Annotated in this window: 12 protein-coding genes; 6 read left to right on the top strand and 6 right to left on the bottom strand. The window is 66.7% G+C overall.

Annotated features, from left to right (window positions below; genetic code table 11):
- Positions 1–7: 7 nt before the first annotated feature.
- Positions 8–2,665, bottom strand: a complete 2,658-nt coding sequence (locus tag GW587_RS29235) for a TonB-dependent receptor (protein ID WP_166108429.1) — start codon at positions 2,663–2,665, stop codon at positions 8–10.
- Between the two features lie 317 nt (positions 2,666–2,982).
- Here GW587_RS29235 and GW587_RS29230 point away from each other — a divergent pair, with 317 nt between their 5' ends.
- Entirely contained in the window at positions 2,983–4,047 is a 1,065-nt protein-coding gene (locus tag GW587_RS29230) for a LacI family DNA-binding transcriptional regulator (protein WP_166108428.1), read from the top strand.
- On the opposite strand, the gene GW587_RS29225 is transcribed toward GW587_RS29230, so the two are convergent.
- Complete coding sequence (locus GW587_RS29225) at positions 4,044–4,817, bottom strand: HpcH/HpaI aldolase family protein (protein WP_207393692.1); 774 nt, start codon at positions 4,815–4,817, stop codon at positions 4,044–4,046. The two genes, GW587_RS29230 and GW587_RS29225, sit on opposite strands and share 4 nt — an antisense overlap.
- Positions 4,814–5,806, bottom strand: a complete 993-nt coding sequence (locus GW587_RS29220) for a nuclear transport factor 2 family protein (protein ID WP_166108427.1) — start codon at positions 5,804–5,806, stop codon at positions 4,814–4,816. Before GW587_RS29220 ends, GW587_RS29225 begins: the two co-directional genes overlap by 4 nt.
- 211 nt (positions 5,807–6,017) lie before the next feature.
- Here GW587_RS29220 and hisD point away from each other — a divergent pair, with 211 nt between their 5' ends.
- From hisD to GW587_RS29195, 5 genes are read left to right on the top strand one after another with little or no spacing between them, the layout of a single operon-like run.
- Entirely contained in the window at positions 6,018–7,295 is a 1,278-nt protein-coding gene (gene hisD / locus GW587_RS29215; protein ID WP_166108426.1) for a histidinol dehydrogenase, read from the top strand.
- Positions 7,292–8,122, top strand: coding sequence for an SDR family NAD(P)-dependent oxidoreductase (locus GW587_RS29210; RefSeq protein WP_166108425.1), 831 nt, complete (start codon positions 7,292–7,294; stop codon positions 8,120–8,122). The genes hisD and GW587_RS29210 overlap by 4 nt, the downstream gene beginning before the upstream one ends.
- Before the next feature lie 25 nt (positions 8,123–8,147).
- Positions 8,148–9,122 carry a cupin domain-containing protein gene (locus GW587_RS29205; protein ID WP_166108424.1) on the top strand — a complete coding sequence of 325 codons (975 nt, stop codon included), beginning with the start codon at positions 8,148–8,150 and terminating at the stop codon, positions 9,120–9,122.
- A 2-nt stretch (positions 9,123–9,124) separates the two neighbouring features.
- Positions 9,125–9,823 (top strand): alpha/beta fold hydrolase, encoded by a 699-nt coding sequence (locus GW587_RS29200; protein ID WP_166108423.1) that lies wholly within the window; start codon positions 9,125–9,127, stop codon positions 9,821–9,823.
- A gap of 10 nt (positions 9,824–9,833) precedes the next feature.
- Complete coding sequence (locus GW587_RS29195; RefSeq protein ID WP_166108422.1) at positions 9,834–10,895, top strand: nuclear transport factor 2 family protein; 1,062 nt, start codon at positions 9,834–9,836, stop codon at positions 10,893–10,895.
- Here the strand turns inward: GW587_RS29195 and GW587_RS29190 are convergent.
- The 3 genes from GW587_RS29190 to pyrE all read right to left on the bottom strand — a co-directional run bounded on the left by GW587_RS29190 (position 10,882) and on the right by pyrE (position 12,854).
- Positions 10,882–11,733: an alpha/beta fold hydrolase gene (locus tag GW587_RS29190; protein WP_166108421.1), complete on the bottom strand. Its 852-nt coding sequence runs from the start codon at positions 11,731–11,733 to the stop codon at positions 10,882–10,884. The two genes, GW587_RS29195 and GW587_RS29190, sit on opposite strands and share 14 nt — an antisense overlap.
- Positions 11,733–12,104 (bottom strand): hypothetical protein, encoded by a 372-nt coding sequence (locus GW587_RS29185; protein WP_166108420.1) that lies wholly within the window; start codon positions 12,102–12,104, stop codon positions 11,733–11,735. Before GW587_RS29185 ends, GW587_RS29190 begins: the two co-directional genes overlap by 1 nt.
- An 84-nt stretch (positions 12,105–12,188) precedes the next feature.
- Complete coding sequence (gene pyrE / locus GW587_RS29180; RefSeq protein WP_166108419.1) at positions 12,189–12,854, bottom strand: orotate phosphoribosyltransferase; 666 nt, start codon at positions 12,852–12,854, stop codon at positions 12,189–12,191.
- Positions 12,855–12,878 lie beyond the last annotated feature (24 nt).

Here is a 12,878-nt window from a genome sequence, read left to right as displayed (position 1 = left end):
GTCAGCGTCAGAACGACTTGTAGTTTACCCGCACACCGAAGGTGCGCGGCGGCGCGGCGCTGACCTGCATGCCGCCGCCACCGCCCCAGACGAAGCGATTGATGGTCTGCTTGTCGGTCGCATTATCCACCGAGAACAGCACGCTCCAGCTGTCGTTGACTTCCCAGTTCAGCTTCAAGTCGGTCTTGGCGTAAGCGCCCTGTTTTTCCAGCGCCGAGTTGAACGGCTGGCCATAGTAACCTCCGGAGAAGGTCACCACCGCCAGCGGCACCAGGCGGCCGCCGTTCGGCAGGTCCACTTCATACGACGCCGACACCGAGCCCTGATAGCGCGGCGCATACGGCAAGCGGTTGCCCGACAGGTCGCAGCCGAAGGCCACCGCCGGCTGGCCGACGCCGCCGGTGCCGGCGATCGGGCCGCAGCTGTAGCCGGGGGCGAATACGCGCCGCTGTCCGGCCGGCGCGATGACGACGCCGTTTATCAAGGTCGGCGCGGTGGCGCTGGCGTCGGCCACCAGGATCGAGGTCCCGTAAGGCAGGGCCACGTTCTTGAAGTCGGTGTACTTCGCATCCAGCACCGACAGCCCGGCGCCCAGCGACAGCCGCTCGCTGGCGCGCCACTGGACTTCGGTTTCGACACCGTTGGCGCGCGCCTGGGTGGCGTTGAACACCGTGGTGATGGTGGTGCCGCCCACCGGCGTCTGGCGCTGCTCCTGCAAGTTGGAATACTTGTTATGGAAGGCCGATACGTTCAGCTGAAGCGTGTTGCCCAGGAAGCGATTCTTCGAGCCGACTTCGAACGCTTTCACGTCCTCCGGCAGGAAGCTGCGCACCGTCTGATCGGCCTGTCCCGAGTTGAAGCCGCCGGAGCGGAAGCCGGTCGAATAGCTGCCGTACAGCAGATTGGACTTGGCCAGCTTGTAATCGACGGCGGCGCGCATGGTGGTCTTGGAGAAGGTCTGCTCGTCGTAGGTCGCGCCCCACAATACCGACGGATTGGCCGGATCGCAGTAGAAACCGGGCCCGCGCGCCGGCACGCAGTTCGAGGTGCCGGCCGTGCCGAAGGCGGCGATCCCCGGCGACGGCGTATTGATGGTGATCTTGGTCCCATCCGGCAGCCCGTTGGCGCCGAGCGGCAGGACCGAATTGGCGTTGGCGAAGCGGAAGTTCTTCTTGTCCTCGGTGCGGCGCGCGCCCAGCGTCAGCTTCAGTTGTTCGCTCGGTTTCCACGAACCCTGCGCATAGAAGGCGTTCGACACGGTCTTGGCGTACGGGTCGTCGAAGGTGCCGGCGGAGGCGACCGGCAAGCTCAGTGGCGCGCCCAGCGCTTCGGAATTGATCACGCGCGGCTGCTGCTGGTTGATGAAGGTGCCGCGCAGCTTGTCGTTGAAGTAGTAGTAGCCGGCCACCCACTCCAGCGGACCGCGACCGGTCGACAAGATCTGGAATTCCTGCGACAGCGTCTTGGCCGCGGTGCGCTGGAAGTCGATCGCGATCTGCGACGCCGACATGTCGGAGTCGGCGCTGCGCTGGACTTCGAAGTCGGCATAGCCGGTGATCGACTTCACCGCGAAGCCGTCGAAGCGGTAGGTCATGTCCAGCGACGCGCTCTTGTCGCGCAACTTCATGAAAGGGCGGTAATCGGCATCGATGTTATACGCGCTGCCCGGAGCGTGGATCGGGATGCCCAGGTCGACGCCGGAGCCGACCGCGTTCGCGCCGCTGCCATTTCCCGCCGCGACGGTGCGCTTGCAGTCGGCGACGCCGTCGAAGTTGCCGGGGCGCGGATTCACCAGCGCCACACTGCCGTTGAACAGCTGCTGGCAGGAGGCCGGATCGTAGTAGGTGCCGGCCTGCTTGTAGCCGAAGGCGGAACCGCCATTGCTGTCCTGGCGGGTGTTATCGGCGCGCAGCGTCAGGTCGAAGTCCTTGGTCGGCTTGAACAGCAGCACCATGCGCGCATATTTCAGATCCTGGTCGAACAGATCGCCGGAGGTGTTGAAATCGTTCTTGACGTAGCCGTCGGCGCTTTCGCGCGCCACCACGAAGCGCACCGCCGCCGTCTCGCCCAGCGGCAGGTTGTACACACCCTCGGCGCGCACGCGGCCAAAGCTGCCGGCCAGCAGGCTGGCCTCGGCCTGGGTCTTGTTCAGCACCGGCGCATTGGTGATCACCGAGATATTGCCGCCGAAGGTATTGCGGCCGTACAGCGTGCCTTGCGGTCCGCGCTGGATCTCGACCCGGTCGACGTCGACGAAGCTGGCCAGCGCCTGCTGGGCGCGTGATTTGTAGATGCCGTCGATGAAGAAGCCGATGGTGGTGTCGCCGTTGACCGCGACGTTATCGGTGCGCACGCCGCGCATCGCCGGACGCGCATCGGCGCCGGAGCGGCCGAAGGTGAAGCCGGGCGACACACCCTCCATCTGCGACAGGTCGGTGATGTTGCGCGCGGCCAGCTGTTCCGCCGACACCGACGTCACCGACACCGGCACGTCCTGTGGATTCTCCGCGCGGCGCTGCGCCGTCACCACGACCGATTGCAGTTCGGTCTTGGCCGGCGCGGCGTCGGGCTGCTCCTGCGCCAGCGCCAGGCCGTGGCCGAGCGCGCTGACGGCGCCGATCGAGGCCAACTGCCAAACGAGGGTCTTGGTCTTGAACTTCTTCATGTGATTCTCCAGTATTGGTCGTGATACACGCAAAATCTATGCCGCCTAAGACGATACTTCGCATGCAGTATGAATTGGGACCATCGCGCCCCACTACCGGGGGCTTCTTGATCATCAACTCGCTCAAGTTGATGACTGAATCCTGACTTCGAAGTCACATCGCGTCAAGATATTTTCATGATGGTGGTCAAAATGAAACAGTGTTTAGCCTGTAAATTCAGGACGCACGCCCTCCCCGGCGCTGTGCATCGCGCTTGCAATCGAATGCATGTATTTGATTTATAATCGTCGCATGATCACACCCTGACTGAGATGAAATGGCCACCAAGGCAAACAAGGAAGCACTGGCGGAGAAGCCGGACGGCACCCGCGTCAACTACACGTCCTACGACGTGGCGGTACGCGCCGGCGTGTCGCAATCGGCGGTGTCGCGCTGCTTCAAGGAAGGCGCCTACGCCTCCGACGAAATGCGCGCCCGCGTGATGAAGGCGGCGGCGGAGCTGGGCTACACCCCCAACGCCATAGCGCGCAGCCTGATCACGCGCCGCTCCGACCTGATCGCGGTGCTGATCTCCAACCTGACCAACCTGTACTACCCGGAGGTGCTGTCGGAGCTGAGCCGCCAGTTCAGCCTGAACGGCATGCGCATGCTGCTGTTCACGCTGCCCGGCGATACCGAGGTCGATCGCGTGCTGTCGCAGATCTGGGAATACCAGGTCGGCGGTGTGATCGCCGCCGCCGCCCACATCCTGCCGCGCCACGTCGAGGAATTCGAACGCCGCCGCGTGCCGCTGGTGCTGTACAACCGCACCATGAAGGACAAGGCGGTCAGCGCGGTGGTCTGCGACCAGGTCGACGGCGCACGCACGCTGGTGTCGCGCCTCGCGGCGGCCGGCCACAAGCGCTTCGCCATCATCGACGGCCCGGCGGAATCGGTGGTGGCCCAGGAGCGCACGCGCGGCGCCTGCGAGCGCATCGCCGAACTGAAACTGGCCAAGCCGGTCATCGTGCGCGGCAACTACGATTACGAGAGCGGCGCCGTCGGCATGCGCGAGATCGTGCGCCAGATGGGCCGCGCGCCGGACGCCGTCATTTGCGGCAACGACGTGATGGCGATCGGCTGCGTCGACGCCGCGCGCCACGAACTGGGGCTGGAGGTGCCGCGCAAATTGTCGGTGGCCGGCTTCGACGGCATCGAGCCGGCCAACTGGATGAGCTACCAGCTCACCACGCTGCGCCAGCCGGTGCAGGAAATGGCGCGCGCCGCCACCGAGTTGCTGACGTCGATGATCAACAACCCGGGCGCCGGGCCCGAGAAGCGTTCTTTCTCGGCCCAGCTGATCGAGGGCGCCACCGCGCGCCTGGCTCCGCGCAGCGTTTAACATACCGAGGGCGCCAGCCGGGTGCGCAGGCGCTGCGCACCGTCCAGCAGGAAGCTGTGGTCGGAACCCAGCAAGAACAGGCTGGCGCCCAGCACCTGCCACTGCGCGCAGCTTTCCTGCGGCGTGATGAACATCCCCACCGGCTTGCCATGCCGGCGGCCGGCAGCGCAGATCTGCTCCACCGCCGCCACCACTCGCGCGTCCAGCGGATCGGTGGCGCCCATCGACAGCGTCAGGTCCATGCGGCCGACAAACAGGCAATCGATGCCCGGTGTGGCGGCGATCGCATCCAGCTCCGTCAACGCTTCCTCGTCTTCGATCTGCGCGATCAGCACCGTATGCTCGGCGCTGTGGCGCAGATGCGCCGCCATGGTGCCGGTGGTGTAATGCGCCGCGCGGCTGGAACCGGCGTAGCCGCGCCCGCCCACGCCGCCATAATGCGCGGCCCGCGCCGCCACCGCCGCCTGCGCACCGCTGACCACATGCGGCAGGATCACGCCATTGGCGCCGGCATCGAGCACGCCGAGGATTTCGCCGGCCGTACCGGTGCGCACCCGCACGAGGCTGGGCATGTCGCCGGCGCGCAGGGCGGCCACGCAAGCGTCGATTTCCATCGGCCCGAACGGCGCGTGCTCGGCGTCGATGCAGACGCAATCGAGCGCGGTCAGGCCCAGCACCTCGCACACGATGGCCGACGGGGTCTTCAGGAAGGTGCCCATCATCGGCGCGGCGCCGAGCAGCGCGGCGCGGAAATCTTCGCGGCGGCTCATTTGACCGCCCCCTGCACGACGGCCGGCGTCAGCACCTGCATCCACAGCGCCACGTCGTCCACCAGCACCCATTCGCGCACCACTTTGCCGTCATGCAGCTCGACATGGTTGATGCCCATGATTTCGACCGGCTTGCCGGTGGCGACGCCGAACATGCCGTTGCCGCGATGGATGGCGTGCGCGCGCCAGCGCAAGGCGATGCGGTCGGCGCGGTCACCGCCGCGCTGCAACGCCAGGTGCTCCACCTCGAAGCGCTCGGGCACCAGCGCGGAGAACAGGTCGCTCCAGTAACCGCCGACCTCCTCCTGGCCGTAGCGCGTGGTGCCGCCCGGGCCGATATGGTGCACCGCGACCGCGTACACCAGCGAGGCGTCGCCGCGCTGCTGCGCGAAATCGGCCAGCGAGGCGGCGTAATCCTGCGCCAGCCGCTCCTTGCTGACGGCCGAGACATACCATGACGGCGCGGCGCCGGCCACCGGCTTGTCCCAGCCGCCGCGCTCATTGAGCCAGCGCTGCGCCAGGTCGCGCGGCTGTACGCCGATATGCAGCGCGATCGCCGCCTGGTCGCGGATCAGCCATTCATGCACGATGCGGTTGTCCTTGCAGACGCAATCGGCGATGGCGCGGGCATGCACGCGGCGGCCGCTGGCCAGCCCGAACACGCCGTGCCCCAGATGGGTCATCGCCGAGATGCCGCGGTGCGAGCTGAGAAAGCCGGTTTCGGCATCGCCCGACTGGATCACATCCTCATACAGCGGGCGTCGGTCCGGGAACACGCCCAGCGAGGCGATGGTGCCGTCGACCACGGTCTGAATGCTGCTGGTGACGGAAGTCGGCATCTCGACGATGCAGGGGTCCGAGTAATAACGGTGGATGTCCTCGAACCGCCGCTCGTCCCAGATGCGGCGGGTGATGACCCGGATGTACTCGTCCAGATTGGTGAATTCAAGGTCGAATCCGGCCATGCCGGGGGCGGAATCACTACTCATAAGCCACAGTCCTTTGCGTTGGGTTGATGAATTTCGTACTTCGAAGTCAGAAACTTTCTTCTTTTTTCATGATTACGTCAACACTTTTGTTATACATGCTGTGGTTTTGACGAAAAAGTGATTGCATTCGAAGTCACATCAACTCATACTTTATTTACCGGGACCGCCCGGACCATCCATTTCGCACCTCACCGCAAGGAAAGACCGCGCCATGATTCAGCACCTCAAGCGGGGCAAACCCGCCGACCAACTCGCCCAGATCGACAACAACGTCCGCACCACCGTCGAGGCCATCCTGGCCGACATCGCCGCGCGCGGCGACCAGGCCGTCCGCGAGTACTCCACCAAATTCGACCAGTGGACGCCATCGTCGCTGCGTCTCAGCGACGAAGAAATCGCCGCCTGCATCGCCTCGCTGCCGCAGCAAGCGATCGACGACATCCGCTTCGCCCAGGCGCAGATTCGCCGCTTCGCACAGATCCAGTTGTTGTCGATACGCGACGTCGAAGTCGAGACGCTGCCCGGCGTAGTACTCGGTCACAAGAACATCCCTATGCAGTCGGTTGGCTGCTACGTCCCGGGCGGCAAATATCCGTTGCTGGCGTCGGCGCACATGGGCGTGCTGACCGCGAAGGTGGCCGGCGTCAAGCGCGTGATCGCCTGCGCCCCGCCGTACCAGGGCAAGCCGGCGCCGGCGATCGTCGCGGCGATGGCGATGGCCGGCGCCGACGAGATCTACGTGGTCGGCGGCGTGCAGGCGGTGGCCATGATGGCGCTCGGCACCGAGCATGTCGAACCGGTCGACATGCTGGTCGGTCCCGGCAACGCCTACGTGGCGGAAGCCAAGCGCCAGCTGTATGGGCGCGTCGGCATCGACCTGTTCGCGGGACCGACCGAGACGCTGGTCATCTGCGACGACAGCGTCGACGCGGAGCTGGTGGCGGTCGATCTGCTGGGGCAGGCCGAGCACGGCCCGAATTCGCCGGCCATCTGTCTGACCACCAGCAAGCAGCTGGCCGCCGAGCTGCCGGCGCAGATCGACAACGTGCTGGCGCGCTTGAGCACACGCGAGGTCGCCGGCGCCGCATGGCGCGACTACGGCCAGATCATCCTGTGCGACAGCGACGAGGAAATGCTGGCCGAAGCCGAGCGTCTGTGCTCGGAGCACGTGCAGGTGATGACCCGTGATCCCGCATGGTTCCAGCAACGCATGAGCAACTACGGCGCGCTGTTCCTCGGCCACCGCACCAACGTGTCCTACGGCGACAAGGTCATCGGCACCAACCACACGCTGCCGACCAACCGCGCCGGCCGCTACACCGGCGGTCTGTGGGTCGGCAAGTTCATCAAGACGCATACCTACCAGCGCATCCTGACCGACGAAGCGTCGGTGATGATCGGCGAAGTCTGTTCGCGCCTGTGCGCCTTGGAGCACTTCGCCGGCCACCAGGAACAGGCGGACATCCGCGTCCGCCGCATGAAGGCATGAGCGAGATCGAAGACGTGTCGGCGGCTACGGCTACGGCGGCGGCGGCGGCGGCTCCCGCCCCGGCCTCGGTCGCGGCGAAGGCCCTGAGCGGCCGGGTGGCGCTGGTCACCGGAGGCGCCGGCGGCCTGGGTTCGGCCATCTGCCGCGCGCTGGCGGCGGCCGGCGCCAGTGTGCTGGTCGGCTATCGGGGCGACGCCGCAGCCGCGCAGGCCATCGCAGCCTCGCTGCCCGCCGCCACGCCGCCGCACGCCGCCGTGATGGCGGCCGTCACCGACAGCGCCGCGCTGGCTGCGCTGGCGCAGGACATCGCCGCGCAGCCCGGCCGCCTCGACATCCTGGTCAACTGCGCCGGCACCACCGGCTTCGTCGCGCACGCCGACCTGGATGGCCTGGACGACGCATTGATCGACCGCATCCTGGCGGTCAACCTGCGCGGCCCGTTCGCCGCCGTGCGCGCGATGCACCCTCTGCTGGCGCGCGAAGGCCGCGGCCTGGTGGTCAACGTCTCGTCGATCGCCGGCAGCACCGCCAACGGCAGCAACATCATGTACTGCGCATCCAAGGCGGGCGTCGACAACCTGACCAAATCGCTGGCGCGCGCACTGGCGCCGGCGATACGCGTGGTGGCCGTGGCGCCGGGACTGGTGGACACCGATTTCGTGCAAGGGCTGGACGCCGGCTGGCACGACGCTCAGGTGCAGCGCACGCCGATGCAACGGCTGGCCATGCCGGACGAAGTGGCCCAGGCGGTGCTGGCGCTCGCCACGCAACTCACCTTCTCGACCGGGATCGTGCTGGCCGTCGACGGCGGCCGCAGCCTGGCTTGACTAACAAATTTTGAAAGGTAATCCCATGTCCATTCCCCCCTCGCTGCGCAGCCGGCTGGTGCGCTACGACGAGCTCCAGCCGTGCACCAACGCCTTCATCGACGCCCGCAGTCCCGGCAGCGACCGCAAGGAAAACTTCACCATCATCGGCCCCGGCGTCGCCGAGAATCCGCACCAGCACGTGCATATCCGCGAAGCGCACGGCTTCAACATCGGCGGCGCGCGCCAGCCACCGCATTGCACCAACTCGCTGCACAGCCACCTGACCGAAGAAGTGTTCATCATCCACCAGGGCAGCTGGCGCTTCTTCTGGGGCGAGCATGGCGACGCCGGCGAAGTGCTGCTGCAGCAGGGCGATACGATCTCGATCCCGGTGAACATGTTCCGTGGCTTCGAAAACGTCGGCGACGACACCGCCTTCATGTTCGCGGTGCTGGGCAGCGACGATCCGGGCCGCGTGCTGTGGGCGCCGCACGTGATCGAGAAGGCGCGCGGCCATGGCCTGGTGCTGCTGGATAACGGCTCGCTGGTCGACACCATCGAGGGCGAATCCGTGCCCGCCGGCCGCACACCAGTGGCGCCCGCCGAGCGCGCGGAACTGGCGCATATCCGCACACCGGACGTAGCGCAGATGGCCGCCAACGTGGTGCGCCACCCGCAGGACAGCGCCGCGCTGGCGGCCGGCCAGGCGCGCGAGAGCGCCATCATCGGCGCCGCCCCCGCCACGCTGGCCAAGCACGGATTCACCCTTTACCACCTGGCCTTCGGCGCCGGCGGCGGAACGCCACCACAAGCCTACGAACAGTCCGAGGTGATCATGGTGTATCGCGGCGAAGTGGAGTGGTGCGCGGACGACGGCACCGTCATCCCGCTCGCCACCGGCGACACCTTCAGCGTCCCGCGCGGCATGCGACACCACCTGCGGGCCGCGACGGCGGCGGAAGTGTTCGTGGTGCGCGGCGGCGACAACGCGCTTGCCCTGCTGGCGGCGGGAGCCTGATCTTGGCGACGCTGCTGTTCTTGCCCGGCACGCTGTGCGACGCCCGCGTCTGGGAACCGGTGCGCGCGGCGCTGGCCGGCGACTGGCGCGGCGTGCACGCCGACTACCGCCACGAGACCAGCATCGCCGCCATGGCGCGCCAGGCGCTGGCGGCGGCCGACGGCGAGTTGATTCCCATCGGCCTGTCGATGGGCGCCATCGTCGCGCTGGAGATCTGGCGGCTGGCGCCGCAGCGCGTGCGGGCCCTGGCGCTGTTCGGCGTCAATCCCGCCGCCGACATCGCGGCGCGGCGCGACCGGCGCGACCGCCAGGTGGGCGCGGCGCTGGCCGGCGCGCTCGACGTCGTCGCCCGCAACGAATTGGCGCCAGCGTATTTCACGCCGTCGGACCGTCATCCCGCGCTGGCCGAGCTGGTGGCGTCGATGGCCGTGGCGCACGGTCCGGCGGCGTTCATGGCGCAGTCGGAAGCGCTGGGCGGACGCCGCGACTACTGGCCGATGCTGCCACAGATCGATGCGCCGACCCTGCTGGCCTGCGGCGAACACGATCTGATTTGCCCGCCGGAGCAGCACCGGCGCATGCGCGCGCTGATGCAAGCGGCGCGCTACACCCAAATACCCGATGCCGGCCATCTGGCGCCGGTCGAACAAGCGGAGGCGGTCGGCGCCGCGCTCCGCGAATGGCTGCACCAACTTCCTTAGAAAGCACATCATGTCCATCGACGCACAACTGAACGACCTGCTCCCTTCCGCCTACGCGCCTTACCGCAATCCGCGCGACTACATCACCGGCTGGACCGACCGCATCTGGATCAATCGCGGCCTGGGCCAGATCAACGACATGTACGCGCCGGACGTCAAGGTGCATACCTGCTACGGCGAGACCTACGGCATGCGCGACGTGATCGGCAACTCGATCCAGAAGATGGTGGCCTTCCCGAATCGCGGCGGCGGCCACGACGACGTCATCTGGGAAGCGCGCGGCGACAACAGCTTTATCAGTTCGCACCGCGTCTTCAACAACGCCACCCACACCGGCCACTGGACCTACGGCCCGCCCACCGGCCGCACCTGGTTCAACCGCAGCGTGGCGCACTGCCTGGTGCGCAACAACGTGGTGGTGGAGGAATGGGTGATCCGCGACGAGTTCGCGGTGCTGGAGGGCCTGGGCATCGATCCCTACGTCGTCGCGGCGGAGCTGGCCGACCACTCGCCGGTGCTGGGCAAGGCGATCGAATCGGGCGAGAAGGCATCGTCGTTCGCCGGCGTGATCGCCGATCCGGTGGTGGCCGGCATCTCGGGCGCGCGCCCGGCGCGCTATCGGGAGGACAGCGCGATGATCGTGCGCTACTTCGACGAAGTCTGGAACCAGCGCCACATCGACCGCGTGGCGCATTACTGCAACGAGGCGGTGGTGTGCCAGTCGGTGCGCATGCGGCGTTCGATGCAGATCTCGAACTTTCAGATGGAAGTGATGGCGCTGCTGGCGCCCTTCCCCGACGGCGTGATCGAAGTGCGCGACATCGCGGTGCACGAATCGGCAGACCTTGGCACGCGCATCGCGGTGATCTGGCTGCTGCGCGGCACCTACAGCGGCTCGCCGGTCTACGGCGCGGTGAACCGCGCGCCGGTGAACATCATGGGCGTGTCGCACTTCGAACTCCGCGACGGCAAGATCTCGCGTGAGTACCGCATCTTCGACGAAATCTCGGTCATCGCCCAGATCATCAAGCACGGCAACGGCTGGAAGTCCCCGACCGCTATCGCATCGTAGCCATCCACGCCAGGATGTCGGCGAAGATCTGCTCGCGATTGAGTTCGTTGAAATTCTCGTGGTAGTTGTGCGGGTGGCGTTGGTAGGTCAGCAGCGCCGGCGCGATCATGTGCAGCATCGCTTCGGCGGCATCGGCGTCGGCCAACTTGTCGTCGCCGGCGACCACCACGAACAGCGGGTGCGTCCACGCCGCCATGCGCGATGCCAGCCCCTGCTGCGCCGCCGTCAATGCGTTGCCGAAGCGGACCGTCAGTTCGGTGGCGCGGATGCCGTCGCGCTCGTCGACGTGATGGCGCGCGGTGATGGCGGCGTCGTGGGTCAGCAGATCGGTCAACGGCGTCAGCGGCACCTTCATGCGCGGTGCTACAACGCCCAGCACGCCGGCCAGCGCCAGCAGCAGCGGCGAGACCTTGATGGCGTTGACGTAGTACGGCGAGGACAGGATGTAGCCCTTGATGTCGGCGTCCCCGGCAAACCGGCCGAGGCCCAGGTGGGTGGCGATCAGCGCACCCATCGAATGGCCCATGACGTAGATCGGCAAGCCAGGATAACTGTGCTTGACCCAGGCCAGGAAACGCACGCTGTCGTCGAGGAAGACGTCGAAGCCGGGGATGTCGACCCGGCGCGCATCCTGGTGGCCGCACAGGTCGTAGGCCACGGTGGCGATGCCGTGCGCACGGAAGTACAGCGCCGGGGTGACGTAATCGCCGCCGTGCGCCATGCCGCCGTGGATGGCCAGCATGACCGCGCGCGGCGCGGCCGGTTCCCACACGTGGACGCGGCGTTGCGCGCCGGCTGCACAAGCGAAGCCGGCCAGCCGGTCCTCGGAAAACCGCATCAGGGAGTGATGCTGAGATTGATGCCCATTTGTACCAGCAACGCCAGGTCCGACAAGGCGAAGTCCAGGCTCGGCGTGGCCGCGCCCTGCTCGGTGCTGAAGGAGACGCGCAGCTCGGCCGCCACGTCGGCGCGCTCGAAGTGGATGCCGCGCGCTTCGCACTCGGCCAGGTAGTGGCGAATCTGCTTCAGCAGTTCGTCCGGGTTCTGATCGGTGCCGATCGAGACGTAGAAGCCGGAATCGATGCGCACCCGGCCGTCGGACTTGACGTCGCCCTTTTGCCAATCGCCGTGCGGCTCGCTCGGCAAGCCGTCGCGCACGTCGGCCAGGCCTTCGTCGCCGCCGTGTACCTTCAATGTTGCGATGTTCATTGGATCAGCCTCTATTTTCCCCGGTCTGGACGCCGTGCCAAAAGGTTACACCAAAGAAATTACAAAGTCTACCAACATGGCAAATTAAGCAATGCCGTAGCGGGTGCGGTAGGCGGCCACCGCGTCCTTGTGCTGCAACAGTTGCGGATCGGCGCCGGCGCCGTTCAGGTAGCTGAACAGATCGTCCAGGTTGCCGATCGAAATCACCGGAATATTGTAGGTCTGCGCCACTTCCTGCACCGCCGAATTGGGCGACAGCTGGCCGTCCTTGCCGGAGCGCTCCATGCGGTCCAGCGCGATCAGCACGGCGCAAGGCTCGGCGCCGGCGGCGCGGATCATGTCCACCGATTCGCGCACCGAAGTGCCGGCCGAGATCACGTCGTCGATGATGACGACCTTGCCCTGCAGCTTGGCGCCGACGATGGTGCCGCCTTCGCCGTGGTCCTTGGCTTCCTTGCGGTTGAAGGCGAACGAGGTGTTGCGGCCCTTGCCGGCCAGCGCCACCGCCGTCGCCGACGCCAGCGTGATGCCCTTGTAGGCCGGGCCGAACAGCATGTCGAACTCGACGCCAGAATCGAGCAGCGTCTGCGCGTAGAACTGCGCCAGCTGCGCCAGGGTCGCGCCGTCATGGAACAGGCCGGCGTTGAAGAAGTACGGCGACTGGCGCCCGGCCTTGGTGGTGAACTCGCCGAAGCGCAGCACACCGGTCTGGACCGAAAACGCGATAAATTCCTGACGTAAATTATTCATGGTGCCTCATTTCTATAAAGTACC

This window comes from Duganella aceris (genome assembly GCF_011090165.1).
Lineage (GTDB): Bacteria > Pseudomonadota > Gammaproteobacteria > Burkholderiales > Burkholderiaceae_D > Rugamonas > Rugamonas aceris.
The sequence above is the reverse complement of the archived record's forward strand: the minus strand, read 5'-3'. Positions and strand labels throughout refer to the sequence as shown.

What these genes read in the sequence shown, in the direction of transcription:
- GW587_RS29235 (WP_166108429.1), bottom strand. Translation starts at nt 2,665, where the DNA reads ATGAAGAAGTTCAAGACCAAGACCCTCGTTTGGCAGTTGGCCTCGATC.
- GW587_RS29230 (WP_166108428.1), top strand. Translation starts at nt 2,983, where the DNA reads ATGGCCACCAAGGCAAACAAGGAAGCACTGGCGGAGAAGCCGGACGGC.
- GW587_RS29225 (WP_207393692.1), bottom strand. Translation starts at nt 4,817, where the DNA reads ATGAGCCGCCGCGAAGATTTCCGCGCCGCGCTGCTCGGCGCCGCGCCG.
- GW587_RS29220 (WP_166108427.1), bottom strand. Translation starts at nt 5,806, where the DNA reads ATGAGTAGTGATTCCGCCCCCGGCATGGCCGGATTCGACCTTGAATTC.
- hisD (WP_166108426.1), top strand. Translation starts at nt 6,018, where the DNA reads ATGATTCAGCACCTCAAGCGGGGCAAACCCGCCGACCAACTCGCCCAG.
- GW587_RS29210 (WP_166108425.1), top strand. Translation starts at nt 7,292, where the DNA reads ATGAGCGAGATCGAAGACGTGTCGGCGGCTACGGCTACGGCGGCGGCG.
- GW587_RS29205 (WP_166108424.1), top strand. Translation starts at nt 8,148, where the DNA reads ATGTCCATTCCCCCCTCGCTGCGCAGCCGGCTGGTGCGCTACGACGAG.
- GW587_RS29195 (WP_166108422.1), top strand. Translation starts at nt 9,834, where the DNA reads ATGTCCATCGACGCACAACTGAACGACCTGCTCCCTTCCGCCTACGCG.
- GW587_RS29190 (WP_166108421.1), bottom strand. Translation starts at nt 11,733, where the DNA reads ATGCGGTTTTCCGAGGACCGGCTGGCCGGCTTCGCTTGTGCAGCCGGC.
- GW587_RS29185 (WP_166108420.1), bottom strand. Translation starts at nt 12,104, where the DNA reads ATGAACATCGCAACATTGAAGGTACACGGCGGCGACGAAGGCCTGGCC.
- pyrE (WP_166108419.1), bottom strand. Translation starts at nt 12,854, where the DNA reads ATGAATAATTTACGTCAGGAATTTATCGCGTTTTCGGTCCAGACCGGT.